We start from the raw sequence: 24,433 nt of genomic DNA, 5'->3' as shown, positions 1-24,433 counted from the left end.
CAGAATTTTTAAATGAGGAGGAGTAGTGGAAGTGCAACCTATGAAATGTCAGAAAATCTAAAAAGAAAGACGGTTTATCTGTCATTTGAAATTTATAAAATTTGTTTTTGGGAATAAAAATACATATGTTTGATAGTTAAAGTCTTATAAAATGATACAAATAGTTTCACAATACGCGAATTATATAAAAGAACTTCCTCAGCTTCTAAAAAATTCACCATACAAGGCCGCTTATATTATTGATAAGCTTCAAATTCCAAAGGCAACTTATTACCGTAAATTGAAGGAGAATAATTTCACCGTGAAAGAAGTATCGACGCTCACGTATATTTTATTTCCAGAGGATGCTCATATATCGGAAATGGATGAGTCGCTTGCCGATTCTAGGGAAAAAATCAAAAAAGGTAAAAAAACGGAGTATGAAAATCTTATGGAAAGAATTACGAATGTAGTTAATTAAGTCCTTAAATATTCTTTATCGTTTCTTCTCTCCATAGCTTTTAATTTCTGCTCTAATCCTGATTTGTGTTTACCGTTCCATTTTTTATCTGAATTCTCGAAAAAACCATACCTTTAAACTTTCAGAAAAATCGATAAATCATGAAACCAAAATCCCTAGGTTTAAATACTATCTGCACCCACGTTGGCGAGGTAGAAGACAAACAATTTAAAGGTGCTATTTCACCAATATATATGTCTAGCAGCTATGCTTATGAAGATGTTGAAGTAAAACGCTATCCGCGTTATTTTAACACTCCAAACCAAGAAGCGCTTTGTAAAAAGATCGCCATGCTTGAAAAAAGTGAGGCTGGACTTATCTTCGGAAGTGGAATGGCTGCCGTTAGCACAACTATGCTAGCGTTTTTGCATAAGGGCGATCACGTAGTGCTTCCGCAAACTTTATATGGAGGAACTTATAATTTTGTGGTAGAGGAATTTGATAAATTTGGAATTGAATTTTCTTTTACTGAAGGTTTTTCAGAAGATAATTTTTCTGAAAAGATTCAGGATAACACGAAGGTCATTTTTGTTGAAACCCCCTCCAACCCCTTAATGCGAATTACCGATCTGGAAATGATTTCAAGGTTGGCGAAACAACGCGGAATTGTTACCATGATAGACAATACGTTCGCTTCACCAGTAAATCAGACTCCTGCAGATTTTGGAATTGATATCATGATCCATAGTGCTACTAAGTATATGGGTGGACATAGTGATATTTGCGCTGGCGCCGTTGCAGCTAGTGAAGAGCATATTAAAATTATTTGGAACCTTGCTAAAAATTTAGGCGGAAGCTTGAGTGATTATACCGTTTGGCTTTTGGAGCGAAGTATGAAAACTATGGTGCTTCGTGTAAAGGCTCAAAATAAAAATGCCAAGAAAATGGCAAAATGGTTGGAAAATCATCCCTTGGTAGAGCAAGTATATTATCCAGGGCTAAAGAATCACCCAGAACATAAGCTTGCTAAAAAGCAGATGAAAGGTTATACAGGAATGCTTTCTTTTGAAATAAACGAATCCTTGGATGTATCTCTATTCCTAAACTCTTTAAAATTGATAAAACCTTCCATGAGTTTAGCAGGAGTGGAATCTACAATCCTTTCGCCGGCAAAGACTTCGCACGGGCTTTTATCTGCTGAGGCAAGAAAAGAGCAAGGAATTAGTGATGGCTTGCTTCGTTTTTCTGTGGGAATAGAAGAAACTGAAGATTTGATAGCCGATCTTCAAGGCGCATTTAAAAAGCTAACAAAAATGGAAAAAATTTAAGAAAGTACTGATTTATGAAAATTGATATACTTGCCATTGGCGCCCATCCAGACGATGTGGAATTGGGATGTTCGGCAACCTTGGCCAAAGAAATTAACAACGGAAAAAAAGTGGGGATTTTAGATCTTACTCGTGGCGAACTTGGAACCCGTGGGACTGCTGAAATCCGTGAAAAGGAGGCTGCAAATGCCGCTGAGATTTTAGGAGTGAAATTTAGACACAACTTGGAGTTTTCTGATGGCTTTATAGTGAATAATGAAGCTTCTAAGCTGGAAATAATTAAAATTATACGAAAATATCGACCAGAGACTGTGCTTTGCAATGCTATTGATGATAGACATATTGACCACGGAATGGCTAGCCAACTTTCAAGTGACGCCTGTTTTTTAAGCGGGTTGCAAAAAATTGAGACTATTTTTGAAGGCAATAATCAAAAGGCTTGGAGGCCAAAGCATGTTTACCATTACATTCAATGGAAAAATGTTGAACCAGACTTTGTGGTTGATGTCACAGGATTTTTAGATAAAAAGCTAGAAGCTGTGTTTGCTTATGAGAGTCAATTTCATAAAAAAGAGGCGGATGAACCAGAGACGCCAATTACATCAACCAACTTTCGCGATAGTATTACCTATAGAGCCCAAGATTTAGGAAGACTTATTGGTACTGAGCACGCTGAAGGTTTTACTGTGGAAAGATTTGTTGCTGTTGATTCTATTTCCGATTTAATCTAAACGTACAATCGACAAAGACAGGATAAAATTTTAGAAAAATCTTGCTGAATGATGTTGCGCAACAATAAGAATTGACTTATATTTGCGTCCGCTTAGCGGCATTGTTTTTTACAAAACAATAAATGGTGGTTGTAGCTCAGCTGGTTAGAGCGCTGGTTTGTGGTACCAGAAGTCGCCGGTTCGAACCCGGTCTTCCACCCGAAAAAAATCCTCCCTGAAAATGGGAGGATTTTTTAGTTTAAGGTTTAAAGTTCAGGGTTCCAAGTTGGCGCGTGATTTATATTTTGCATCCTTAGTTCGCTTGAGTCGTGATTCCATCCAGTAAAAAATCCTCCCTGAAAATTGGGAGGATTTTTTAGTTTAAAGTTCAAGGTTCCAAGCTTGGCGCGGGATTCCTTTTTATGTGAGTTCTTTCATTTAAAAATTGGAACAAGCCTTGATTATTTCTTATCTAAAGCAATTCTCTTTTCGCGATTCGCCAATTCCCACGCGGTCAAAAAGATAAGTTTGGCGCGTTTTGCCATTAATTCATATTCAATCTTATCAGGTGTATCGGTTATTTTGTGATAATCTTCGTGTACGCCATTGAAATAAAAGATGACGGGAATATTGTTTTTGGCAAAATTATAGTGATCACTTCGGTAGTAAAAACGATTTGGATCGTCAGGATCGTCAAATTTATAATCCAATTCCAACTTGGTGTATTTATCATTTACACTAGTTGAAACATCTTGTAATTCTTGGCTAAGCATATCACTTCCTATTAAATATAAATAATCGGGATTATCTTTTTTGTTAGGATCGATTCTGCCAATCATATCAATATTCAAATCCGCAACCGTATTTTCCAATGGAAACAATGGATTTTCAGTATAATAGCGTGATCCGTAAAGTCCTATTTCTTCTCCAGTTACGTGTAGAAATAAAATAGATCGCTTGGGTCCGTTGCCATCCTTCACTGCCTGTTGGAAAGCCTGTGCCATTTCCATCACGGAGACCGTTCCACTGCCATCGTCGTCTGCACCGTTAAAGATATTTCCGTTCTTGTCAATTCCTACGTGGTCCAAATGTGCAGAAATTACAATAACCTCATCGGGCTTTTCAGACCCTTTTATATAGGCTATCACATTTTCAGAAGCTTTTGGATCATTTTTTCCGGCAAAAAAACTAACGGGAATATGTTGAAAATAATTATCAGTTCCAGGTGCTGGGGCAATTCCTTCTTTTATATAAAAGTCGCGAATATAATCTGCAGCCATTCGTTGGCCTTTTGAGCCAGTCATCCGACCCTCCATGGCGTCACCAGCATAAGTGTAAAGATGCTCTTTTAGCTCTTTTGCAGTTATTGTATTGGCATAATCAATATTCTTTTTTTTGGGTCCTTTTGTGTTTTGCGTTGCATTACACGAGAGAATAAAAGGGGAGAAAATTAAAAATAGTATAAATTTCATATAGTGTTTTACTAATAATTATTCGAAAGAAATAAGTTCGTAATCTTTTGCAGATAGACTACCGTCGCCAACTTTTTTGTAGTTCATGGTATGGGTTTTTATTACCTCATTCCCTTCGCGATCTTGTGATTTTATTGTTATTTTCACAATATAGACAACTCCTAAAGAACCTTCTGCTGCTTGGGTTTCTGTTACCTCAACATCTTGATCGTTGAATTTAGTGCCTTCAGGAAGGTCCATTTTTTCAATAATGTCTTTTTTGGCAAGATCTCGAACTACTTCATCGCTTTTGTTTTCAGTAGCACAGGAAACAATTAGCAATGTCATTAAAATAAAGGCTATTTTTTTCATAATTAATTTATTAGGTTAACTGGTAAAGATAAAAGAAGTTAAACCGCTTAAATGCAAAAGTTTTGTGAAATGTATATTTTTGGACGATACTTCGGAAAAATATAGAAAATACAATCCTTATATTTGCTTAAAACAGAAAAACGATGAAGGTAGAACAAATTTACACTGGATGCCTTTCCCAAGGGGCTTATTATATAGAGAGCAACGGGGAAGCCGCAATCATTGATCCGTTACGTGAAACCAAGCCATATCTGGAGCGTGCGAAAAAAGATAATGCTAAAATAAAATATATTTTCGAGACTCATTTTCATGCGGATTTTGTGAGCGGACATATCACGTTAGCCGAACAAACGGGAGCGTCAATTATTTATGGACCGCACGCCAATCCTACTTTTGAAGTATTATTAGCAAAAGATGAAGAGGTTTATAAATTGGGAGATGTAACTATTACCGCAATTCACACGCCTGGACATACCATGGAAAGCACTACATTTTTATTAAAAGATGAAAACGGTAAGGACTATGCTATTTTTAGTGGAGACACCTTATTTTTAGGTGATGTTGGCCGTCCGGATTTGGCGCAAAAAGCAAATGAAGTTACCCAAGAAGATCTTGCAGGAATTCTTTTTGATAGCCTTCGAAATAAAATTATGCCCTTGGCCGATGATGTAATCGTTTACCCCGCACACGGCGCTGGTTCTGCCTGTGGAAAAAATATGATGAAAGAAACGGTGGACACCTTGGGAAACCAAAAGAAAATGAATTACGCCTTACGTGCTGATATGACCCGTGATGAATTTATTAAAGAAGTTACTGACGGCTTGGCGCCACCGCCGTTATATTTTCCGATGAATGTGAAAATGAATCGCGAAGGCTATACTTCTTTTGATGAGGTGATGGCACAGGGAACGCGACCGCTAGATCCAGATTCCTTTGAAAGAATAGCAAATGAAACTGGGGCGATTGTTTTAGATGTTCGAAATCAAATTGAATTTATAGACGGCCATATTCCACGTTCTATATTTATTGGTTTAGATGGTGGTTTTGCACCATGGGTTGGTGCATTGCTAGCTGATGTTGAACAGGAAATACTTTTAGTAGTTTCTCCGGGAAGAGAAGAAGAGGCGGTTACCCGATTGGCTAGAGTTGGTTTTGACAGAACTCTCGGCTATTTACAAGGAGGAATTGACAAATGGAAGGAAGCAGGAAAAGAGATTGATGTGTTGGAATCTATAGATGCGGAATCATTAAAGAGCATATTGCAAAATGATGTGCCGGTTATTGATGTCCGTAATGATGGAGAATTTTCCAATAGCCATATCCCTAAAGCTGTTCACGCACCACTTGGTTTTTTAAATGATCATTTGGAAGAACTTCCGAAAAATGAAAAGTTTTATTTACACTGTGCGGGTGGTTATCGCTCTGTTATTGCAGCCTCTATTTTAAAGAGTCGTGGAATCCATAATGTAGTGGATGTTGCAGGTGGATTTGCTGCCATTAAAGAAGCTGGTATTCCCATTGAGGATTGAAACAATAAATATTTATACTAATTAGAAAGCCCCGAAAAACTTAGTTTTTTGGGGCTTTCTGCTTTTCTTCTTTTTCAATTATTGTCTTTCTACCTATCGGCAATGTCTTCTAAAGTTTTCACTTTATTCAACGTTCCATTGATCTCGGAAGCTTGCTTTTGAAGCATACTAGCGATATTTGGAGGGAAATTTTCTTCTTTTAATTTGTTCTCATATTCATCCCAGCTAGCTTTTTCGCCACGAATACATTCCTCAAGTACTGCTTCATCTTCGTTGCCAGTTACAGCGCTTTTAATATCTATCCATGTACGGTGAAGATCGCCAGTTAGGCTTCCGCTGTCTTTTGGTTCCTCATTAAGGTTGCGAAGTTCATTAGTCAGCTCATTTGAAAAGCGACTTCTTTGTGCTGCCTGTTGTTGTAGGAAACCCTTTAATCTCGGGTTTTTAGCATCTTCCATAGCTTTGGTAAAACCTTTTTGTGCATCGTAGTTTTTTTCCAAAAGCTCTTGAAGATTACCTACCAGTTTGTCGTGATTTTGTTCATTAGCTTTTTCGTTCGTAGTTTTCATAGTTTTTTATTTTGATTTCTATAAAGGTACTTTTCTGAGTGAATAAAAAATCTTATCAATTTCACAATTGAGAAGTGTTTAACTATTGTGTTAAAATTTATTTTAAGTATAAAGACAATTGCAAGTTCACGGAATAAAAGGCACTTTTTGATCCATAAATAATCCGTTTTATTGATTATCTTTCGATAAAAAATCTATGGATATTCGTTCAAACGAGCCATACTGGCTTATTGTAAATTCGCTTCCCTATAGCTATCCCAGGCTACAAAAATCAATTTCATCGGAAGTGCTCATTATTGGCGCGGGTATTACGGGAGCCTTAGTAGCCTATAAGCTCATTAATGAAGGGAAAAAAGTAATAATGGTAGATCGTCGGGATGTATGTAATGGCAGTACTGCAGCGAGTACTTCCATGCTCCAATACGAGATAGATGTGCCTCTACATAAATTAATTGAACAAGTAGGTTTAACCTGTGCCGTTTCCAGCTATCAGAATTGTGAAAAGACTATTACCGATCTAAAAAAAATAGTTGATAAGATAAAAAGTAACTGTGGCTTTGAATATAAGAAGAGCGTTTACTTCACTTCTTCAAAAAAGGATATTTCGTTTCTGAAGGATGAATTTGAAGCACGACAAGCGCACGGTTTTAATGTGAAATGGCTTTCGAAGGAAGAAATAGAGAAAATCGGACTTAATGCTTTCGCTGCAATTGAATCAAAATCTGGTGCCGTGATGGACATTTATAAATTCACGAATGATTTATTAAATTATTGCTGTGGCAAAGGATTGGAAATATACGATAGAACATCTATTGAAGAGGTGAAAGCTAAAAATGAAAAAACAATGGCTACAACGAAAGAGGGCCATATTATTGAAGTTGACGATGTAGTTCACTGTTCTGGCTATGAAAGTGTAAAAACTATCAAAGAGAATATTGTAAACCTGAAGAGTACCTTCGCCTTAGCTTCTGAAGCTTATGAAAAAATTCCACAAGCTTTTAAAAATAGAATTTATTGGAATACTGATGAACCTTATTTATACTTTAGAAGTACTGCTGATAATCGTATTGTGATGGGGGGTGGCGATAGAGATTTTAAGAATGCGAAACATCGGGATGCACTACTTCCGCGTAAGGAAAAAGAATTGACCAAAAGCTTTAAAAAATGTTTTTCCGAAATTTCTTTTATTGCAGATTATTCTTGGGCCGGTACTTTTGGCGAAACAAAAGATGGATTGCCGTATTTCGGTAAGACAGATCCTGAAAAGAGTGAACATTATATCTTGGGTTTCGGTGGCAATGGAATTACTTTTAGTGTAATGGGAATGGAGGCAGTTATAAACTCAATCAACAAAACTCCGCATTCATTTTTGGAGTATTATAAATTTAAAAGGTAATTATTAATAAATACTAAATCCGATCAATATGGAAAAATGGTTCGAGGCTTCTACAACATCTTTAATTGCAATTATTCTAACTGCTATAGGAATTTATATAGCTACAATAATTTTCACAAGACTTGCTGGGAAACGCAGCTTTTCCAAAATGAGCAGTTTTGATTTTGCTATGACCGTTGCAATTGGTTCTTTGATAGCCACCACAGTTTTGTCAAAATCCGTTAGTTTAATACAAGGTATAGTTGGTATTGCAATTGTCTATGCACTCCAGATTTTCATAGCAACATTAAGGCGTTTTAGAATTGTCCAGGACATTGTTGATAATAAACCACTATTGCTTATGATAGGGGAGAAAATACTTCACCAAAATTTGATAAGGGCTCGTGTAACTGAAGCAGATTTACGATCTAAACTAAGAGAGGCAAATGTTTTAGAACTTTCACAGGTAAGAGCTGTTATATTCGAAGCTACCGGAGATATTGCTGTGTTGCATACAAAAGATGCTGATGTTGAAGTAGAGGATTGGTTGTTGAAAGGAGTCCAAAAGTAGGTGTTAATTCTATTTTAAAATTTTGACCAGCACTTGAAAGTTCCGTATCTTATAATTTCAATAAAAAAGAAAAGTTATGGACAAGAATGAAAAAAATGTAGAAAAGGAAAAGCAAAGTAAAAAAGAACAGGCGATCAATAAAAAAGCTACGGACGGGAAAGAAATTAATCAACAAGAAGCGGAGCGCCAGCAAAAACACCAGCCAAGAGATAATGCCTAATACATTTTCTAGTAAAAGAAAAACCTCACAGATTTTTAAAAGTCTGTGAGGTTCTTTTAATAGGAGTTAGATCTTCTCCAAGTTTATTTATTTACAAAAGACCCGCAACCGTCATAAGTTCTGGGATCTTTTTCCGACTTACGTTTTATTAAAACCTCCACTTTATGGGAGTTCTTTTTACCGCTCATTCTGTCTTTGCATTCTTGCTCAAGAAGTGCAACCTTTATTGTTTCGCCTTCATTTTCTGAATTGAAAGTAATGGTATTGCCAGACGTATCTATTGTATTTATAACTGCCGTGATAGATTTATAGTTTATATCGGGAGATTGGAAATGTATTTTTTTATCAGAAATTTCAATACTCCAAAACGGCTCATCTCCACCACCTTTAAAATCGTGACCACTAGTGGTGTTTTTAGGAATTGAATCAAGGCGATTTTCATTGTACTCCATCGTTGAACGAGTTTCGGCTGGGGTGATGGGTTCGCTCGTTTCTTTTCTTGTTTCCTTATTGGTGTCTTTGCAGGAGAGAAGCGATATAGATAGAAAAGCGACTAAAAGTATGGTTCTAAATTTCATGAGCTTGGTTTTTAATGGAATATAAAGCTAATGAAATATTCACGGTCTCATTAAGGGCTTATAGTTATTTTAACAGAAGCTTTAATGTCTAATATCCAAGATCTGCAATAGGATGATTTATATGCGAAACCCATTTCAGCCGCCGTTTGGCATTCATAAAACACCTTATAATCTTAGGCCTCAACAACCTCGGATTTTCCGTTATAGAATGGGAAATGATTAACCGTGTTTTTAAGATCTAAAATAATTTTTGTGCCTAAGGGCTTCCCGTCATTATCCTTTTTATCAATTATTTTATAGCTGATTTTCCCCTCATAGGTTTTATTATACAATTCAATTCGTTCTTTAATGATTTGCATCCCCATGCTTTTATGTGTTTTTATGGTATTTTGAGTCTCCTTGGCTTTTCTGCCAGCACCATTATCGTCGATAATAATTTGAATTCTTTCTTCGTCATGAACAATTTGGATCCGCAAGATTTTTTCCTCACGTGGACTTACCAACAATCCATGCCAAATTGCATTTTCCAAAAATGGTTGAAGCAATAGGGGAGGAATACAGACATTTTCAATTTCAGAGTTTTCATTGCCTGAAATGTAAAATTTAAAGTCTTGAGCAAAACGATTTTCTTCCAGAGTGAGATAATGTTCGGCCAATTCAATTTCTTCTTGCAAGCTGATAACTTGTTGTTTAGAGGTTTCTAGAACCATTCTGGTATATTGGCTAAAGATTTCAAGATATTGAATGGCTTTGGAGTTCTGCTCGCTTTGAACAAGGTAGGTAATGGCGTTAAGACTGTTAAACAAAAAATGTGGATTAACGCGCAAACGAGTTACAAGAATCTCGGCTTGTGCTAGATTGCGCTCATAAATAGTATTCATTTTGTCCTTCTCAGCTTTGGTTAAGCGTTCATTAGTTATTTTTTTAGTTCGATAATTTCTGTATTGTAAGAGAAAAATAATCAAGATTGCTCCCAGACCGATGGCTAAAAAAATGGTGATGATCTGTTTTCTTTCCAGTTGTTCTTTTTGGGTATTCAACGTTGCTTCTTGCAGTGCCTTGTCTTTTTCTAGAAGCTGTATATGGTTTTCTTTTTTCTCGAGATTGTATTCTTGGGTCAATGCTTCTATCTTGATGTTTTGCTCGTCAAGATTTACACTGTCCTTGTATGCTTGAGATAGTTTAAAGTAAGATAGCGCTGATTTATAATCGTTTCTTTTTTCTGAAACTTTTGATAATTTGTTCGCGTTTGTACTGATCAACTCTAACTCGTTCATTTTTTTTGAAAGATTTAGTGATTGACTATAATACTCTTCGGCTCTATTAAGTTTTTCTTTTTTAAAGTAAGTATCTCCTAGGTGAATAAGAAGTTCTGCTTGTTTGTGCTCGTCGTTAAGAGTCTTAAATTCTTCGATGGACTTTTGAAAGTATGATATCGCTTTATCAAGGCTCTTACCTTCCTTTAGATACAATACGCCTCTGAATTCATACGTGATCGCTAAGCCGAACAAATCTTCCCTTTCCTGGTTAAGTGCAAGTAATTTATCCAGATATTTGTTTGCAGTTTGATAGTCTCCTTTGTCAATATAATATCCACTGATCGAAAGAAGGTTCATCGCAACTCCCAAACTATTTCCCATTTTTTCCTGGGCCTCCATGGACCGTAAAAAATAGGGTAGAGCTTCATTTTTACGATTTGGTATGTTACCTAAAGTATTACCAATTCCGTTGCTCGAGATAGCTATATTCTTAACGTCATTTACGGATTCGGCTATCTTTAACGCCTGCATATAATAAAAAAAAGCTGTGTCATAGTTATGATTATAACGTCCTGCCACACCTGCATTGTTCGCGATAATCATTTTAAAAATAGGTTTTACATCTTTCTCTTTTATCAGTTCATAGGCGCGAGTATGAAATGTTAAAGCCCGATCGTATTGTTGGTGATATCGGTAAAGTAATCCTAGGTTGTCTAAGGCCCTTGCGTATAATAGTGAATCTTTAAGTCCGAGTGCTCGGTCAATAGCGCCTTGTGCATGTTTGTACTCTATCTCTGCGTTGTGCTGTCTTCGATGCGTTTCTCTTGATAAAGTTATTTCGTAAATGACCTTAAGTGAATCATTGGTCTCATTTTTAAAAGAAGTTCTAAGACTGTCAACCCGTGTGTCTGTCTGGGCGAACAATCCGCAAGAAGACCAAAGGATTAATAGTAGAAGCGTGCTATTAGCAATGCTTTGGGCTTTCTTTTTTGAAAAGAAATTAGTAGGTAGGTGTAGCTTCAAAACAACATAAATTTGAGAATGTGGGGCAATGTTTTAAAATTATGTTAATGAAATGAAACTACCAAGTAAAAGCTTATGTTAATACATTTTATGATTGTATTTGTCTCTTTTACAGTTTAATTGTAGGCTTGTGGTTTTTCGCGAAGAATACGGAATTAAATTATAATCTTTTTAATATTTTGCGAGCGCGTGCTTGATAGCCAGCGCTTTTGTTTGGAGCATCTTTTGTAAGAAGATGTTTTAATTCAGGATAAATCCATTTGCCAAATTTATCTTTTCCCAAATAATACAGCGCACTCATTGCTGGAGCCTGGCAGGCTACTTTCTGATCGGTAATTAGCCACTCAAAACAACAATCGGTCATTATCTTTCGCTGGTTTTCACTCATAATATCTCTGAAATAAGTGTATTTAAGCATATAATGGTGATAGCATAACATTTCGCAAATTTTGGCAGAAGAACGAAGGGCTGAATCATTTTTAATATTTGGAAGCTGTTCAAAGAATAGACGCATATATTTAAAGAAAAGCTTCGGTTTATTTTTAGCAATAATCTCTAGAGCCCAAGCGGCATTAACCAAAAGTTCACTTTCTGGAATGAAGCACCATTGCAGGGTTTCGCGTACGTAATGCGGTTTTTTGACTATCCAATAAGCGACTTCCTGTCTCTTTTTTAGACTGCTGTCAACCTCCATTAGTTTTTCTTTTAAATCTTCGGGAAGCATATCGTTTCTATTTTAAAAGTTCAACAACCTTTGGCACCCCTGTAGAGGCATTTTCAGCAAAAACCGAAATTCTCTTACTTTCTGAGATTGAAGGTTTAGGGTCTACAAAATAAATAGGGGCACCTTCCTGTGCATATTGCATCAAACCAGCCGCAGGATAGACCTGCATGGAGGTGCCAACGATGATAACGGCATCAGCTTTTTCTACAATTTCGGCTGCCACTTCAATCATCGGTACCATTTCGCCAAACCAAACGATATGTGGTCGCAATTGATGATTGTGCTCACAGAAATCTCCGAGATTAAGATCCTTTTTCCAATCAAAAATTAAATCTTCATCAAAAGTACTTCGCACTTTCAATAGTTCCCCGTGGAGGTGGATTACGTTTGTACTTCCTGCACGTTCGTGCAGATCGTCCACGTTTTGGGTTATGATGCTAACATCGTGGGTTTTTTCTAGTTCTGCCAGTGCTTTGTGCGCCTCATTGGGCTGTACCGTTAAGAGTTGTCTTCTGCGTTGATTGTAAAAATCCAGCACAGCAGCAGGATTATGGGCAAAACCTTCGGGGGAGGCCACTTCCATTACATCATGGCCTTCCCAGAGTCCATCACTGTCCCTAAATGTTTTTATTCCGCTTTCTGCGCTTACACCGGCGCCTGTCAATACTGCAATTTTCATTTTAAAATTATTTAGTTACTAAGTTATTCAAAAATCTGTACTTAAGAAAGAACTAGTTAAACCAATAACTTTTATCTTAGCAAAATATAGAAAAAGTAAGTAATAACCAATAACTTATTAACCCAGTAACTTTTTTCAATTCGGTTACTGAGCGAAGACGAAGTATGGATTTAGAACTATTAAAATATTTAGAAAGTTACCTTACCGAACGCAGAAAAAACCGCTTTAAAAAAGTGCTTTCCGAAAGAACGCGACATTTCACCGTAGTTACCGAAGATGTTTATCAACTTCACAATACCAGTGCCGTAATGCGGACTTGTGATGTTTATGGAATTCAGGATCTGCACGTGGTGGAAGAAAAAGTAAGCAAGCGAATTGATAAGGAAATTGCCATGGGCGCTCAAAAGTGGGTGAATTTCAATAGGTATAATTCTATAAAGGAATGTATAAAGACTTTGAAAGATTCAGGATATCAAATTATCGCAACAACGCCTCACAATGACTCAACCATGCTGCACGACTTTGATGTTTCAAAGAAAAGTGCTTTTTTCTTCGGAAAAGAAAGTGAAGGTTTGAGTGATACGGTGATGCATGCGGCTGATGGTTTTCTGAAAATCCCAATGTACGGTTTCACCGAAAGTTTGAATATTTCGGTTTCAGCAGCAATTATTCTGCAAAGCGTGGTTACAAAACTGAAGCAGAGCGACGTTAAATGGCAGCTTTCCGAAGAAGAAATCCCTGAAATTGAAATGGAATGGGTTAAAAGAACCATTAAAGCCTCGGATGAGATTATTGAGCGATATCATTCTGAAAATCCCAAATAAAAATTCAAAATTCAGAAAAGTATCTCACATCTCAACGTACACACGTCTAAAATCTCACATCTCACACCAGCCTGCCGGCAGGCAGGTCTAAAATCTAAAACAATGAAACTCGTCTTCGCCACCCACAACAAAAATAAATTCACCGAAGTAAAAGCAATGCTTCCACACCATATTGAATTATTAAGCCTGGACGATATTGGCTGTAATGAAGATATTGAAGAAACTGCTGATACTATTGAGGGGAATGCAATTTTAAAAGCAAACTATGTACGCGATCATTACAACCTAGATTGCTTTGCTGATGACACCGGATTGGAAGTAAAATCCCTCAATAACGAACCTGGAGTTTACAGTGCAAGATATGCGGGAGATTCGCACAATTCAAAGGCCAATATGGAAAAGCTGCTGAAAAATCTTCAAGGCGAAGAAGTTCGTTCAGCAAGGTTTAAAACGGCAATAGCACTTTCCATGAACCATTCTGAAGTTATGTTTTTAGGTATATGTGAAGGTGAAATAACCCAAGAACCGCGTGGAGATTCTGGGTTTGGGTACGATCCAATTTTCCAACCTAAAGACTTCGATAAAACCTTTGCCGAGATGACACTTCAGCAAAAAAGTAAAATCGGCCACCGTGGGAAAGCCATGCGGCAGTTGATTAGTTATCTTTCTGAATAAGTAGCAGTGGGCAGTTGCAGTTGTAGTATAAGACCCCAAAGGTTTTTAAAACTTTCGGTGTCTTGAATATTTTTTTAAAATTAACGGCCACCGCGGAAAGGCTATGCGATAGTTGATGGGTTAACCCTCTAAATGCTCAACGATTTCAGCTTGACTAAATATGATTTCTTATTGTTCGAATTTAACACTATAAACCACGAAACAATACACATAATTATCAACAGGTTAAATAGTAAACCAATAAAGCGATTGGGATATAAAAACTCCAAATTAAGTGTTCTAACAAAATTTAAATCCAATTGTTGCATTAACTAGTTGAATCTACCCTTAGAAAATATTTGAAGCTACACACTTTTTACAGTATAAAATACTTTACCTTAGTAACGTACACTCTAAAATCTTTTAAATATCGAAGAGGTTGATATTGCCTTTGAGACCACTAAAGTTGAGAGATGTTATGATAACTTTAATCGTACTCCCAGTGGAGGAAGTATTACCAAGTTTAACGATAATATATTTAATTCCAATATTACGGTAACGCCGCAAGATTCTTTAGGGATTAACAACCCTAATTTAATAAATACATTACAACCGGGCTTGTACAAAATTGAAAGAGTTTTTATAGATGGAGCTAACGAAGAAACCGTAATTTATAAAGAGAATAACTAAAAGCTATGGCAATGCGGACTTATTTTTCTATTTTTTTTATTTTTTATGCGTAGTAGCCTCAGCCCAGTTTGGACCCCAGCAACTTATTACTGATGAGGCCATAGGAGTTGAACTGGTCATTGCGGTAGATATTGATGGCGACGGTGATATGGACATTGCCTCGGCCTCTAGGGGAAGCGATACCATAGCTTGGCAGGAAAACTTGGACGGGCTTGGTACTTTTGGCCCTCAGCAAATGATTACAACTTCATTAGATCAAACCGTTTATGTTGCAGCTGCAGATATTGACGGGGATGGAGACATGGATGTTTTGGGAATATCAGGTTTTGGAAATTTGATAGTTTGGTTTGAAAATATGGACGGATTAGGTAATTTTAGTTCACAGCGCATTATTGACGCCTCCACTATTTTGCCAAGTGAAATCATTACAGCAGATTTAGATGATGACGGCGATAAGGATGTCGTTATTTCTTCTCGTGGCGAAAATGCCATTATATGGTTTGAAAATACAAATGGTCTTGGGGATTTTGGTCCTAAACAAACCATTACCAATGGTGCAATGTCGGGTCTTTCTGTTTATGCAGCAGATCTTGATGGAGATATGGATATAGATTTGGTGGCAACCTCTTCCGGTAACAAACGCTTGTATTGGTACGAAAACCTGGATGGTTTGGGAACTTTTGGCCCAGACCAACTCATTGTTGAAACATTGGATTATGGAGGCTTTGTTTCGGTTTTTGCCATAGATATTGATGGCGATGATGATAATGACGTGCTTGCCGCGGAGTTTGGAGGGGATACACTATCTTGGTTTGAGAATACAGATGGCTTAGCTACTTTTGGCCCACAGCAAATTATTACTTCCACCCTTATTACACCTTTTATGGTTTTTTCGATAGATCTGGATAATGATGGCGATGTAGATGTGCTATCTGCCTCTGGCACCGATGACAAGGTAGTTTGGTTTGAAAACATAGATGGAGTCGGAACTTTTAGTACAGAAAAAGTTATTTCAACACTTACGGACAATCCACGGTCTGTATATGCTGCGGATATTGATAATGATGGAGACAATGACGTGCTATCGGCTTCTATTGCAGACAATAAAATTGCTTGGTACGAGAACTTAAACTTGATAAATGTATCAGAAAATCCATCCATAGGCATAGCCGTTTACCCTAATCCGGTAACTGATATTTTAAATATTACTTCACCTCTTGTTATTTATAGCATTGAAATTTACACTATTATAGGTCAACTTATTGAGCGTAATTCTTATCATCAAAAGTCGGTGGCTTTGGATTATAGCAAGTATACTTCTGGCATATATATAATGAAGCTTGTTTCCGAAGAAAATTCACAACTAGTTAAAATCGTGAAAAAATAGTTTCACTAATTCTTTGGTTTTTTTAATTTCCTCCTAAACCCTCCTACGGCGGGCAGGCTCCTAAATCCTCCTACGGCGGCCAAGCTTTTAAACTGCCTACTGCCACTGAATACTGCCACTGAATACTGCCACTTAACCCTACCCCCTTAATTCAGCCTCTTTCTAAAATAATTGCCAACAGTTATTGATAACTGAAAACTTTAAGTTACTTTTGCGCCCTCTAAAAACACAAGGTTAAATATCCTTGCTTTAGAGAAAAGTCCTCAGGGTGAGGGGTGTTATAGTGAAGCTGTCCGTTTTTTATATGTCCAGTCGCTTCCCGTTAGCACACATATATAAAAATTTATTTTAAAAAAATGACAGCATTTAAAGCACTCGGCTTGGAAGAACATCTTCTAAAAGCCATCGCCGACATGGGTTTTGAAACCCCTTCGGAAGTACAAGAAAAAGCAATTCCAATCCTTTTAGATCGCGAAACCGATATGGTTTCCCTCGCACAAACAGGAACCGGTAAAACCGCAGCATTTGGTTTTCCTATGTTGCAAAAAATTGATGTAAACAGTCGTACAACTCAAGGTCTTATCCTTTCGCCAACGCGCGAACTTTGTCTTCAAATTACGAATGAAATGATAGCTTATGGTAAATATATGCCAGGCTTAAACGTTACGGCTATTTATGGAGGCGCAAGTATTACAGATCAAGCGCGCCAGATTAAAAGAGGTTCGCAAATAATAGTTGCCACTCCAGGTCGTATGAAAGATATGATAGGTCGTGGATTGATTGATATATCAAAAATTGAATACTGCGTTCTTGATGAGGCCGATGAAATGCTCAATATGGGCTTTTATGAAGACATTACGGAGATTCTTTCACACTCTCCAAAAGAAAAGAGCACTTGGCTTTTTAGCGCGACCATGCCGAAAGAGGTTTCTACCATCGCCAAAAAATTCATGCATACTCCTGTGGAAATTACCGTGGGTACGAAAAACGTTGGTTCAGACCAAGTTTCGCACGAATATTATTTGGTAAACGCAAGAGATCGCTACAACGCATTAAAGCGTTTGGCGGATGCAAATCCTGAAATCTTTTCTGTAATATTCTGTAGAACAAAACGCGACACTCAAAAAGTTGCCGAACAACTTATTGAAGATGGTTATAACGCGGCTGCCATACACGGCGATTTAAGCCAAAGCCAACGAGATACGGTAATGAAATCTTTCCGGAATCGTCAAATCCAAATGCTTGTTGCAACAGATGTTGCCGCACGTGGAATTGATGTAGATAACATTACACACGTTATAAACTATCAATTACCGGACGAACCTGAAATCTATACACACCGAAGTGGCCGTACCGGTCGTGCCGGAAAAACTGGAATTTCTATTGTTATTGTTTCTAAGAGTGAAGTTAGAAAATTACGAAGCATTGAAAAAATCATTCAAAAGCAGTTTGTAGCCAAGGAAATTCCTTCAGGAATGGAAATCTGTGAAGTCCAGATGTTCCATTTGGCGAACAATATAAAGGACACTGAAATAAATCCTGAGATTAACGCGTATCTTCCGAACATCAATGAAGTTTTGGAAGACTTCACAAAGGAGGAGCTTATCAAAAAGGTGTTTTCAGTAGAATTTACACGCTTCTTGAATTACTATAAAAATAGTAAAGATTTAAATGTTTCTGGAGATCGCAGTCAGTCAGAACATAATGCTGATAGTACGCGCTATTTTCTAAACGTTGGAAGCAAAGACGATTTCGATTGGATGAGCCTAAAAGATTTCCTTCGCGATTTATTGCAACTAGGAAAAGACGACCTTTATAAGGTTGATGTAAAAGATAGCTTCTCGTTTTTCAATACCGATACAAAACATCAGGAATTGGTAATGAGCATCTTCAAGGATTTCAAACTTGAAGGAAGACAGATAAATGTTGAAATTTCCAAAGACACCGGAGGAGGTGGCGGAGGTAGAAGCAGAAGCGGCGGAGGAGGCGGCGGACGTGATCGCGGAAAAAGAAGAAGCGAAAGAAGTGATAGAAGCGACAGAGGAGATCGTGGAGACCGCGGAAGCGATAGAAAAGGAAACTTTAAAAAACGAAGCGCTGGTTCAGGCGATGGCAACAAATCTGGCTTTAAAGGTAGAAGCCGTAGAAGTAGCGATCGTCCAGACACGAAAGGAACCGGCGGAAGACGTAGAAGGAGAGACTAGAGAGTTTTGTGTTGATGCGTTTAGAAGTCGATGAGTTTAGCGATAGAAATGTTCTCCTGAACTTCTCTAAACCTTTGATTTTCGGTTTTTAATTTCGATTTTAAAACATTAAACTTTATCAAAATATTCTATATAAGTATCTTTACGGGTCTCTATTAAAGAGGCCCGTATTTTTTTTAAGACCTATGCAAAGCTTCAATTTTCAAGAGGAATATATATTAGAAAACGACCGTGTTCGTTTACGTCCGCTTGAAATGCAAGATTTTGAAACGCTTCAAGACTTCGCTTTAAATCAACCTGAAATATGGAAATATTCTCAGCAGCCGGCGAGTGGTTTGGAAAACTTAAAGATGTATATAGATTTTGCTTTGGAAGTAAGAAAAGCGGAAACAGCATACCCGTTTATTGTTTTTGATAAACGCAGCCAAAAGGTTGCTGGGAGCACCCGTTTCTACGATTTTCAGAAAAAACATAATACCGTTCAACTCGGTTATACTTGGTATGGGAAGGAATTTCAAGGAACAGGACTCAATAAAATTTGTAAATTATTGATGCTGGAGTTCGCTTTTGAAAAACTTGGCATAGAGCGTGTAGAGTTTAGGGCCGATGCAAACAATGCGCGTAGCATTGCAGCAATGAAAAGTATTGGCTGTACCGAAGAGGGAATTTTACGAAGCAATTGCGTAGCACCTAAAGGTAGAAGAGATAGCATTGTTTTAAGCATTTTAAGAGAGGAATGGTTTAACGGCGTAAAAGAACTAGTGAACTCTAAAATTGAAAAAGAGCGGAAGATTTTGCCCCAGTAAAATTTTTCGATATATTAAATTGAAATTCGAACGAGTCTCTATCTTCTCCCTAAAAGATAGGCTTCTTTTAATATTGAATCGCGACTAAAATAATTGTTTCCTTTAGGGTTGAAGCAACCAAAAATTTGATTAAGATTGCCTTCTGTAATGTCAGTACGCGCAATCTTATACTATTTATGAAAAAATATATCCTACTTATTGCCCTTCTTTTTATCGCAGCTTATTCTTTTGCACAGGATAATGCTACAATCAAAGGAGTCGTTATGAACGATGCCAACGACAATTTAATGGAAAACGTGAATATCGTAAACCTAAATCAGGTAAAAGGAACTATAACCAATGAAAAAGGGGAGTTTTCAATTAAAGCTGCCGTAAATGATACGCTGTTTTTCTCCTATCTTGGCTTTAAGTCTCTTCGTGTTAGAGTGACTAATGACTGGCTTCGATTTGGCGACATTAAAGTAAAGATGACTGAGCTTGGTATTGCTTTGGAAGAAGTGGTCATTAGGCCAATCCAACTTACGGGTTACGTTGAAATAGATGCCAAGTTGATTCCTGTTTATGATAATTATCGTTATCGAATTTCGGGACTTAGCACAGGCTATGAAGCCGGAAACAGTCAGCCTGGCGCAGTAAGTAAGGTTTTGAACTCTATTTTCAATCCTGCGGATTTTCTTTATAACGTTTTTGGGAAACGACCCAAACAGATGAAAAAACTCCGACAAATGAAGGAGAGTGACGAAATCAGAAACCTACTTCAGAGTAAATTTGACCGTGAAACGTTAATGGCAGTACTTCAATTGGAGCGTGTTGATATTGATGAGATATTGAACAAATGTAGCTTTTCCAAAGACTTTATCCGCACTGCCAACGATTTGCAGATTCTTGACGCTATCAGTGGATGTTATGAAGAGTATAAGGTTTTGAATAGGGATAAATAGGGAAACTGAAATCGAAACTGATCCCGATAACTATCGGGAGAAATCGAAAACGTCCTTCGGATCTGCTTAGGGACTTTTATTCGTACTTGAATGAAAAAGATGCTGATAGATATTGGGAGAAGTTAATGATGTAATTACTCCAGAGTCTTTTTTTTTCTATGTGTTACTCTGCGTTTCTTTGTAAAACTCGGTGTTATAACTTTTCCTCAAAACATTAAACTATGAAGCAAATCATCAACGCCCAACGCAACTTCTTCAATACGCACGCAACAAAAAATATCCACTTCAGAAGAAAACAGCTAAAGATTCTTGAAAAGGCATTAAAGCAAAGTGAGGGTTTACTTCACGAAGCAATTTACAAAGACTTCAAAAAGTCGGAGTTTGATAATTACAGCACTGAACTTTCACTGCTTTACAAAGACATCAAAGAAGCCCGAAAAATGATTTTTAAATGGACTCGGAAAGAGAAAGTTTCCACGGGCATTCTAAATTTTCCTGCTTCCAGTTATATTATCCCTGAACCTTTGGGGGTTTGCTTGGTTATTGGTGCGTGGAATTATCCATATCAACTTTCTTTTGCACCTGTTATTGCCGCAATCGCTGCTGGAAATACCGTGGTGCTAAAGCCTAGTGAATTGCCAGCTAATACTGCAGCTGCAATTTCGAAGATTGTAAAAGAGAATTTCGATCCGGCTTTTTTCACCGTTATGGAAGGTGGCGTAGAAGAAACCCAAGAATTGCTAAAGCAGAAATTCGATAAAATATTTTTTACAGGAAGCACAAAAGTTGGGAAGATAGTTTATAAAGCTGCCGCCGAAAACCTCACTCCGGTAACCTTGGAACTCGGTGGAAAAAGTCCAGCCATTGTCACAGAAAATTGCAACCTTAAAATTTCAGTGAAACGAATAGTTTGGGGTAAGTTCTTAAACGCCGGCCAAACCTGCATTGCTCCAGATTATGTGCTGGTTCATAAAAGTATAGAACAGCAATTTCTTGAACAGACGAAGCAAGAAATTATCAGCCAACATTTTGCTTTTGAAAATGATAATTTCTTACAGATCATTAATAATGGCAATTTTGAGCGTCTAACTAAAATGATTCAGCCAGAAAAAATATATTTCGGGGGAGAAACGAATGCGGAAACCCGCTACATTCAGCCCACAATAATGCAAAATGTAAGCTTTGATGATCCTGTTATGCAGGAAGAAATCTTTGGGCCGATTCTTCCGGTTATTACTTACGAAACCATAGAGGAGGCAATTGCTAAAGTAAACAGTCTTCCGAAACCTTTATCCTGCTATTTATTTACGAAAAGCAATTTCGTGAAAAAGAAGGTTTTAAACGAAATATCTTTTGGTGGCGGGGCAATAAATGAAACCGTTATGCATATCACTAACGCAAACCTGCCTTTTGGTGGAGTAGGTTTTAGTGGAACCGGAAATTATCACGGCGAAGCAGGGTTTAAGGCTTTTACCCACTTTAAAAGTGTAATGGATAAACCAACTTGGCTTGATCCCTCCATTCGCTATTATCCACATACGCCATTTCGATTGAAATTGATGCGATGGTTTTTGAAATTTTAATCTTCCAAGGAATATAATTTCAGGCTTCATTTCCTCTAAAAAAAGAGTTTCAGTATCTTGCCGAAAAATAATTTTCAATACAGCTAAATTAATATGAAAAAATACGCAATGGCAATCGGTTTAGGCTTGTTGGCACTTTCCTGTACGCCAAAAAAGGAAACAATAATCGCAATAGATGTGTTGTTGACACCTTCGGAAGAAATGCATGCGCAAGCGCTTCAGCTAAATGAATTAATGAAGCAGAATAATCCTGAAACCCTCACATTAGACGAAAATCACATCCCGCATATCACGCTTTTGCAATGTTTTATTAAGGAAGAAGACTTGCCGAAAGTAAGAAGGTCTTTGCACGGACTTTATGATGAAATTAAAAATGATACGCTCAAGGCTGAAAGTCTTTTCTACTATAAAGAAAAAGAAGAGAGCTTTGCGATGATTGCTGTTGAGAAGAATGATCAATTATTGAAACTTCACGAGAAAGCAATTGAATTGGTAAAGCCGTTTATAGTTTATAACGGTAACCCAGAATCTTTTGTGCAAAACCCAGATAATAGCCCAATTGGTGAATCTACTTTAACCTATGTCCCCGAATTTGTTGAAAAACACAGCTATGAAAACTTTGATCCACATATTAGTTTAGGGGTGGCCCAAAGAACTTTATTGGATAGTTTGGCCGAAAACGTTTTTAAGCCAATTCCTTTTAAAGCGACATCAATTAGTATTTATCAATTGGGCGACCACGGAACGGCGCAGAAATCCCTTTGGAAATCTGAATAGTTAAGCTTCATACTAAATATAAAAAAAGCACGTGAAGTTTTTTCACGTGCTTTTTTTATATTGATGGTGTTGGAGTTTTTAAATCTTTTCCAAGGCAGATTTAATTTGGGTTTCACCCTGCAAAATTTCAAAGGTTTTATTCCTTGCTACGGAACCTTCCAAAGATCCAACTAAAGTTTCGGCAACATCTTGACGCGAGATTTCGCCTCGTTTGTGGAGCTTATTCTCCAATTGGATCTTGCCGTTACCCGTTTCATTATTTAAAGTTCCCGGACGAACGATGGAATATTCCATGCCTAAACTTTTAAGATGTTCATCGGCATTGTGTTTGGCTTTTAGATAGTCTTTTAATTCTGTAGCTTCTTCCGGATTGTCAGCGCCCATAGAGCTTAGCATTACAAACTTTTTAATACCATCTTTTTTGGAAGCATCCATAAGTTTTTTGGCTCCTTCTTGATCTACTCCCATTACATTCTTTCCGCCAGAACCCGCTGCAAAAATCACGCGATCCATGCCTTTGGTAGTTCCGCTAACATCTTGTTCCAGATCTGCGAGAATTGTTTTTACACTCTCTTTTTCAAATCCTTCAGCTTGTTCTTTCTTCCGAACCATTGCAAAAGGCTCATATTTATTTGATTCTTTTAAAATTGAAATTATCTTTTTTCCTGTGGTGCCATGTGCACCGGCTACTAATACTTTTTCCATAGATTTAAGATACAATTATACGAGAGCCTAAGACTATCATTTGGCAATCTTTAACCCTCTATAAAACAATTTTGAAAAAATTTTAACTTCAATAAAGCTATTGTCAATCAACAGCAACTTCTTCTACCACGAAAAAGCCATCGTTTCCTTGACTTTGATACAGTGGCATAAAAATATAAGCATCCCATTCACTATAAACAGGCTTTCCATTTTGATGGGCCAATAACTCTCCTTTTTTAATTGGCTGAAAATTACTGTAATCGGGTTCCATTTTAAAGTCATCTTCATCTTTGATGCCGTGACGGTATTTTATTTCAAAAGTCTTTCTTGAGTCTCTTTTAGCTTCGAGCATTTTGGCCGCTTCAGGATAATTTTTTAATAGATTAAAATCCAATTTACAAGCGTGATTAAGTGCTAACCAAATCATTCCTTCGTGGTTCTTTTCTGAAATTTTGCTCTCGTGCTGCCCACCTTCAAAAACAAAGCCCGTAATCCCTATTCTACTTTCATAATGATCAATACAACCCAAAACAATATCAGAGAATCCGCGAATTATGTACGTGGGAAACTTATGGGCCCAAGAATCATTATCGTTCACTTCCTGAACCGAAATATAAGGGGCACTTGCCGCCGAAGTAGTGTGACAATCTAAAAAATAACGTTTTGTAAAATTGCTTTCCGGATATTTTTTTAGAACGTCTATTATTTCAAACATCTCTTTCTTTTCATGTGAATCCTTTTCTCCCGAAGGTATGTTCTCTTTGGTCCAAGTTCGGTTTAAATCTTCATCAATATAGCGGACATCCTTTTTTAATGCTTCTTGGTTTCCGGAAACGCCAATAACCATCCCTTTAATATTGGGTTTTTCATTTTCCAGGATGGTAAAAACCTCTTTTAAAGCGACCACGCCGCTGGGTTCGTTTCCATGAACACCGGCTGTTATAAAAAGCAACGGTCCATTTTGTCCACTATCATACTTTCCTATAATTCTTGGTATATCTTTCATTTATTATTGTGCTTTTATTTATAAAAAAT

General features: G+C 37.2%; 24 protein-coding genes and 1 tRNA gene. 16 read left to right on the top strand and 9 right to left on the bottom strand.

From position 1 onward, the window contains the following. The first annotated feature begins 151 nt into the window (after positions 1-151). The 4 genes from G440_RS0114270 to G440_RS0114255 all read left to right on the top strand — a co-directional run bounded on the left by G440_RS0114270 (position 152) and on the right by G440_RS0114255 (position 2,698). Positions 152-460, top strand: a complete 309-nt coding sequence (locus G440_RS0114270) for a hypothetical protein (protein WP_026451929.1) — start codon at positions 152-154, stop codon at positions 458-460. A gap of 140 nt (positions 461-600) precedes the next feature. Next, a complete protein-coding gene (locus tag G440_RS0114265) occupies positions 601-1,767 on the top strand; it encodes a trans-sulfuration enzyme family protein (protein ID WP_026451928.1) in 1,167 nt (388 codons plus the stop codon). A gap of 14 nt (positions 1,768-1,781) precedes the next feature. After that, on the top strand, positions 1,782-2,498 hold the full coding sequence (gene bshB1 / locus G440_RS0114260; RefSeq protein ID WP_026451927.1) for a bacillithiol biosynthesis deacetylase BshB1: 717 nt from the start codon (positions 1,782-1,784) through the stop codon (positions 2,496-2,498). 124 nt (positions 2,499-2,622) lie between these two features. Beyond that, a tRNA-His gene (locus G440_RS0114255) sits at positions 2,623-2,698 on the top strand. 240 nt (positions 2,699-2,938) lie between these two features. Here the strand turns inward: G440_RS0114255 and G440_RS0114250 are convergent. Together G440_RS0114250 and G440_RS0114245 are read right to left on the bottom strand one after the other, a co-directional pair. Beyond that, positions 2,939-3,949 carry a M28 family metallopeptidase gene (locus G440_RS0114250; protein WP_026451926.1) on the bottom strand — a complete coding sequence of 337 codons (1,011 nt, stop codon included), beginning with the start codon at positions 3,947-3,949 and terminating at the stop codon, positions 2,939-2,941. 18 nt (positions 3,950-3,967) lie between these two features. Then, on the bottom strand, positions 3,968-4,300 hold the full coding sequence (locus G440_RS0114245; RefSeq protein WP_026451925.1) for a hypothetical protein: 333 nt from the start codon (positions 4,298-4,300) through the stop codon (positions 3,968-3,970). Between the two features lie 143 nt (positions 4,301-4,443). Between G440_RS0114245 and G440_RS0114240 the strand changes: the two genes are divergently transcribed. After that, complete coding sequence (locus G440_RS0114240) at positions 4,444-5,829, top strand: MBL fold metallo-hydrolase (RefSeq protein WP_026451924.1); 1,386 nt, start codon at positions 4,444-4,446, stop codon at positions 5,827-5,829. 89 nt (positions 5,830-5,918) lie between these two features. Here the strand turns inward: G440_RS0114240 and G440_RS0114235 are convergent, their stop codons facing one another. Next, positions 5,919-6,398, bottom strand: coding sequence for a ferritin-like domain-containing protein (locus G440_RS0114235; RefSeq protein ID WP_026451923.1), 480 nt, complete (start codon positions 6,396-6,398; stop codon positions 5,919-5,921). A gap of 196 nt (positions 6,399-6,594) precedes the next feature. Between G440_RS0114235 and G440_RS0114230 the strand changes: the two genes are divergently transcribed. The 3 genes from G440_RS0114230 to G440_RS21355 all read left to right on the top strand — a co-directional run bounded on the left by G440_RS0114230 (position 6,595) and on the right by G440_RS21355 (position 8,564). Then, entirely contained in the window at positions 6,595-7,794 is a 1,200-nt protein-coding gene (locus G440_RS0114230; protein WP_026451922.1) for an NAD(P)/FAD-dependent oxidoreductase, read from the top strand. Between the two features lie 28 nt (positions 7,795-7,822). Then, positions 7,823-8,344 (top strand): DUF421 domain-containing protein, encoded by a 522-nt coding sequence (locus G440_RS0114225; protein ID WP_026451921.1) that lies wholly within the window; start codon positions 7,823-7,825, stop codon positions 8,342-8,344. Between the two features lie 76 nt (positions 8,345-8,420). Then, on the top strand, positions 8,421-8,564 hold the full coding sequence (locus tag G440_RS21355) for a hypothetical protein (RefSeq protein ID WP_169718964.1): 144 nt from the start codon (positions 8,421-8,423) through the stop codon (positions 8,562-8,564). Positions 8,565-8,647: 83 nt separating this feature from the next. Here G440_RS21355 and G440_RS0114215 read toward each other — a convergent pair whose 3' ends face one another. The 4 genes from G440_RS0114215 to G440_RS0114200 all read right to left on the bottom strand — a co-directional run bounded on the left by G440_RS0114215 (position 8,648) and on the right by G440_RS0114200 (position 12,827). Then, complete coding sequence (locus tag G440_RS0114215; protein ID WP_026451920.1) at positions 8,648-9,142, bottom strand: hypothetical protein; 495 nt, start codon at positions 9,140-9,142, stop codon at positions 8,648-8,650. 173 nt (positions 9,143-9,315) lie between these two features. Continuing rightward, positions 9,316-11,424: a tetratricopeptide repeat protein gene (locus G440_RS0114210; RefSeq protein ID WP_026451919.1), complete on the bottom strand. Its 2,109-nt coding sequence runs from the start codon at positions 11,422-11,424 to the stop codon at positions 9,316-9,318. 160 nt (positions 11,425-11,584) lie between these two features. After that, entirely contained in the window at positions 11,585-12,148 is a 564-nt protein-coding gene (locus G440_RS0114205; RefSeq protein WP_026451918.1) for a hypothetical protein, read from the bottom strand. Positions 12,149-12,155: 7 nt separating this feature from the next. Next, complete coding sequence (locus G440_RS0114200; protein ID WP_026451917.1) at positions 12,156-12,827, bottom strand: SIR2 family NAD-dependent protein deacylase; 672 nt, start codon at positions 12,825-12,827, stop codon at positions 12,156-12,158. Between the two features lie 164 nt (positions 12,828-12,991). On the opposite strand from G440_RS0114200, the gene G440_RS0114195 reads away from it, so the two are divergent. The 8 genes from G440_RS0114195 to G440_RS0114160 all read left to right on the top strand — a co-directional run bounded on the left by G440_RS0114195 (position 12,992) and on the right by G440_RS0114160 (position 22,693). After that, positions 12,992-13,651 carry a TrmH family RNA methyltransferase gene (locus tag G440_RS0114195; RefSeq protein ID WP_026451916.1) on the top strand — a complete coding sequence of 220 codons (660 nt, stop codon included), beginning with the start codon at positions 12,992-12,994 and terminating at the stop codon, positions 13,649-13,651. A 102-nt stretch (positions 13,652-13,753) separates the two neighbouring features. Continuing rightward, positions 13,754-14,326, top strand: a complete 573-nt coding sequence (locus G440_RS0114190; RefSeq protein ID WP_026451915.1) for a non-canonical purine NTP diphosphatase — start codon at positions 13,754-13,756, stop codon at positions 14,324-14,326. Positions 14,327-14,978: 652 nt separating this feature from the next. Then, the gene (locus tag G440_RS0114185) at positions 14,979-16,382 is read left to right on the top strand and encodes a T9SS type A sorting domain-containing protein (protein WP_342663972.1); all 1,404 of its coding nucleotides are present in this window, start codon (positions 14,979-14,981) and stop codon (positions 16,380-16,382) included. A 356-nt stretch (positions 16,383-16,738) separates the two neighbouring features. Then, a complete protein-coding gene (locus G440_RS0114180) occupies positions 16,739-18,586 on the top strand; it encodes a DEAD/DEAH box helicase (RefSeq protein WP_026451913.1) in 1,848 nt (615 codons plus the stop codon). Between the two features lie 185 nt (positions 18,587-18,771). After that, the gene (locus tag G440_RS0114175; protein WP_026451912.1) at positions 18,772-19,392 is read left to right on the top strand and encodes a GNAT family N-acetyltransferase; all 621 of its coding nucleotides are present in this window, start codon (positions 18,772-18,774) and stop codon (positions 19,390-19,392) included. A gap of 176 nt (positions 19,393-19,568) precedes the next feature. Further along, positions 19,569-20,333: a carboxypeptidase-like regulatory domain-containing protein gene (locus G440_RS0114170; protein ID WP_026451911.1), complete on the top strand. Its 765-nt coding sequence runs from the start codon at positions 19,569-19,571 to the stop codon at positions 20,331-20,333. 221 nt (positions 20,334-20,554) lie between these two features. Next, positions 20,555-21,916, top strand: coding sequence for an aldehyde dehydrogenase (locus G440_RS0114165; RefSeq protein WP_026451910.1), 1,362 nt, complete (start codon positions 20,555-20,557; stop codon positions 21,914-21,916). 93 nt (positions 21,917-22,009) lie between these two features. Continuing rightward, entirely contained in the window at positions 22,010-22,693 is a 684-nt protein-coding gene (locus tag G440_RS0114160; RefSeq protein ID WP_026451909.1) for a 2'-5' RNA ligase family protein, read from the top strand. A gap of 78 nt (positions 22,694-22,771) precedes the next feature. Here the strand turns inward: G440_RS0114160 and G440_RS0114155 are convergent, their stop codons facing one another. Both G440_RS0114155 and G440_RS0114150 read right to left on the bottom strand, forming a co-directional pair. Then, entirely contained in the window at positions 22,772-23,398 is a 627-nt protein-coding gene (locus G440_RS0114155; RefSeq protein ID WP_026451908.1) for an SDR family oxidoreductase, read from the bottom strand. A 103-nt stretch (positions 23,399-23,501) separates the two neighbouring features. After that, complete coding sequence (locus G440_RS0114150; RefSeq protein ID WP_026451907.1) at positions 23,502-24,404, bottom strand: M14 family metallopeptidase; 903 nt, start codon at positions 24,402-24,404, stop codon at positions 23,502-23,504. Positions 24,405-24,433 lie beyond the last annotated feature (29 nt).

The organism is Aequorivita capsosiphonis DSM 23843 (assembly GCF_000429125.1).
In the GTDB taxonomy this organism is placed as follows: Bacteria; Bacteroidota; Bacteroidia; order Flavobacteriales; family Flavobacteriaceae; genus Aequorivita; species Aequorivita capsosiphonis.
Note: the sequence above shows the minus strand (reverse complement) of the source record. Positions and strands in the feature narration are given on the sequence as shown.

Bases quoted from the DNA above. Each gene is read 5' to 3' on its own strand.
- G440_RS0114270 (WP_026451929.1), top strand. From the start codon at position 152: ATGATACAAATAGTTTCACAATACGCGAATTATATAAAAGAACTTCCT.
- G440_RS0114265 (WP_026451928.1), top strand. From the start codon at position 601: ATGAAACCAAAATCCCTAGGTTTAAATACTATCTGCACCCACGTTGGC.
- bshB1 (WP_026451927.1), top strand. From the start codon at position 1,782: ATGAAAATTGATATACTTGCCATTGGCGCCCATCCAGACGATGTGGAA.
- G440_RS0114250 (WP_026451926.1), bottom strand. From the start codon at position 3,949: ATGAAATTTATACTATTTTTAATTTTCTCCCCTTTTATTCTCTCGTGT.
- G440_RS0114245 (WP_026451925.1), bottom strand. From the start codon at position 4,300: ATGAAAAAAATAGCCTTTATTTTAATGACATTGCTAATTGTTTCCTGT.
- G440_RS0114240 (WP_026451924.1), top strand. From the start codon at position 4,444: ATGAAGGTAGAACAAATTTACACTGGATGCCTTTCCCAAGGGGCTTAT.
- G440_RS0114235 (WP_026451923.1), bottom strand. From the start codon at position 6,398: ATGAAAACTACGAACGAAAAAGCTAATGAACAAAATCACGACAAACTG.
- G440_RS0114230 (WP_026451922.1), top strand. From the start codon at position 6,595: ATGGATATTCGTTCAAACGAGCCATACTGGCTTATTGTAAATTCGCTT.
- G440_RS0114225 (WP_026451921.1), top strand. From the start codon at position 7,823: ATGGAAAAATGGTTCGAGGCTTCTACAACATCTTTAATTGCAATTATT.
- G440_RS21355 (WP_169718964.1), top strand. From the start codon at position 8,421: ATGGACAAGAATGAAAAAAATGTAGAAAAGGAAAAGCAAAGTAAAAAA.
- G440_RS0114215 (WP_026451920.1), bottom strand. From the start codon at position 9,142: ATGAAATTTAGAACCATACTTTTAGTCGCTTTTCTATCTATATCGCTT.
- G440_RS0114205 (WP_026451918.1), bottom strand. From the start codon at position 12,148: ATGCTTCCCGAAGATTTAAAAGAAAAACTAATGGAGGTTGACAGCAGT.
- G440_RS0114200 (WP_026451917.1), bottom strand. From the start codon at position 12,827: ATGAAAATTGCAGTATTGACAGGCGCCGGTGTAAGCGCAGAAAGCGGA.
- G440_RS0114195 (WP_026451916.1), top strand. From the start codon at position 12,992: ATGGATTTAGAACTATTAAAATATTTAGAAAGTTACCTTACCGAACGC.
- G440_RS0114190 (WP_026451915.1), top strand. From the start codon at position 13,754: ATGAAACTCGTCTTCGCCACCCACAACAAAAATAAATTCACCGAAGTA.
- G440_RS0114180 (WP_026451913.1), top strand. From the start codon at position 16,739: ATGACAGCATTTAAAGCACTCGGCTTGGAAGAACATCTTCTAAAAGCC.
- G440_RS0114175 (WP_026451912.1), top strand. From the start codon at position 18,772: ATGCAAAGCTTCAATTTTCAAGAGGAATATATATTAGAAAACGACCGT.
- G440_RS0114170 (WP_026451911.1), top strand. From the start codon at position 19,569: ATGAAAAAATATATCCTACTTATTGCCCTTCTTTTTATCGCAGCTTAT.
- G440_RS0114165 (WP_026451910.1), top strand. From the start codon at position 20,555: ATGAAGCAAATCATCAACGCCCAACGCAACTTCTTCAATACGCACGCA.
- G440_RS0114160 (WP_026451909.1), top strand. From the start codon at position 22,010: ATGAAAAAATACGCAATGGCAATCGGTTTAGGCTTGTTGGCACTTTCC.
- G440_RS0114155 (WP_026451908.1), bottom strand. From the start codon at position 23,398: ATGGAAAAAGTATTAGTAGCCGGTGCACATGGCACCACAGGAAAAAAG.
- G440_RS0114150 (WP_026451907.1), bottom strand. From the start codon at position 24,404: ATGAAAGATATACCAAGAATTATAGGAAAGTATGATAGTGGACAAAAT.